The 1552-nt window shown below is 42.3% G+C and carries 1 protein-coding gene; it reads left to right on the top strand.

Annotated elements, in window-relative coordinates:
* Positions 1-108: 108 nt before the first annotated feature.
* Positions 109-1551: an IS1182 family transposase gene (locus C1G57_RS03175; RefSeq protein WP_105113698.1), complete on the top strand. Its 1443-nt coding sequence runs from the start codon at positions 109-111 to the stop codon at positions 1549-1551.
* Position 1552 lies beyond the last annotated feature (1 nt).

Raw genomic sequence — 1552 nt, forward strand, 5'->3', positions numbered from 1 at the left:
TTCAGACTGAAGACAAAGTCGTTAGAATTGTATTTCTAACGGCTTTTTCATATGTAAAGTAGTATAATAGAGTTAGGAATAAAGAGAACGCTTAGAAGGAGAATCGCTATGTTACACAAAGAAAACTCAGACTACAATCGCGGTCAATTTGGTTTCTACAGTTTAGATGACCTTGTTCCTCAAGATCATCTCCTTCGTCAAATAGAGGAAGCTATTGACTTCTCTTTTATCTATGACTTAGTCGCAGATAGCTATAGCGATGATACGGGTCGTCCTAGTCTTGACCCTATTCTGCTCATTAAAATTCCAATCCTGCAGTGTCTCTTCGGCATTCGTTCCATGCGTCAAACCATTAAGGAAATTGAAGTCAACACTGCCTACCGTTGGTTTCTTGGTCTTCGACTGGATGATAAGGTGCCTCATTTCACTACCTACGGAAAGAATTATGTCCGTCGTTTCCAAGATAGACAGGTCATTGAAGGCATTTTCACCCATATCCTAGGGCTCTGTGTCAATGCAGGATTCATAGATCCGTCAGAAATTTTCATTGACGGTACCCATATCAAGGCTGCGGCGAATAACCGTAAATTCATCAATCGAGAAGTTGAAAAGCAAGCTAAGTTTATGAGTGACCAGTTAGAAATTGAAATCAATAGAGACAGAGTGAAGCATGCAAAAAAGCCGCTAGGGCCCGCAAAAGAGCCGGAGCCCGTTGATAAGAAAATTTCTACAACTGACCCTGAAAGTGGTTGGTTTCATAAGGGAGATCATAAAGAAGTGTTCGCTTATACAGCTCAAGTTGCTTGTGACAAGCATGGTTGGGCTCTGGCTTATAGTGTGGAGGCTGGCAATGTCCATGACAGTCAGGCCTTTCCTGCACTCTTCGCCAAGCTCCAGCCCTTTCAACTTAGCTTTCTCGTTGCCGATTCTGGCTATAAGACCCCAAGTATCGCTCGCTTCCTCCTAGAACAAGAGATTACTCCTGTTTTTCCTTACACTCGTCCGAAAGGGAAGAAGGGAAAACTGCGCTCAAAGGATTTTGTTTACGATGAATACTATGACTGTTATATCTGTCCTGAGAATCAGGTCCTGAACTATCGCACTACAACCAGGGAAGGTTATCGGGAATATAAGAGTGATCCAGCTATCTGTGCTACTTGTCCACTTCTATCAATTTGTACAGAAAGCAAGAACAAGCAGAAAGTGGTAACTCGACACATTTGGAAAGAGGCTTTAGAAACCTGTGAAGAGATTCGGCACCGGAAAGGCATGAAGGAGCTCTACCAGAAGCGGAAAGAAACCATTGAACGCCTCTTTGGAACAGCTAAAGAGTACCACAATCTTCGTTATACAAGAGAGAAAGGCAAGTCCAAAATGGAAGATAAGGTTGGACTGACTTTGGCGTGCTTAAATCTCAAGAAATTGGTAAAAATGAGGGCAGGGAAGCCTTTTTATATTGTACAAATAGCCACGATTCTGGCAAAAAGACCGACTATCAGACCAATAAACAGAAAAAGACAAACGCCTCTTAAGTGTTTGTCTTCAATCTGAA

This window comes from Streptococcus suis (assembly GCF_002960425.1).
Lineage (GTDB): Bacteria > Bacillota > Bacilli > Lactobacillales > Streptococcaceae > Streptococcus > Streptococcus suis_S.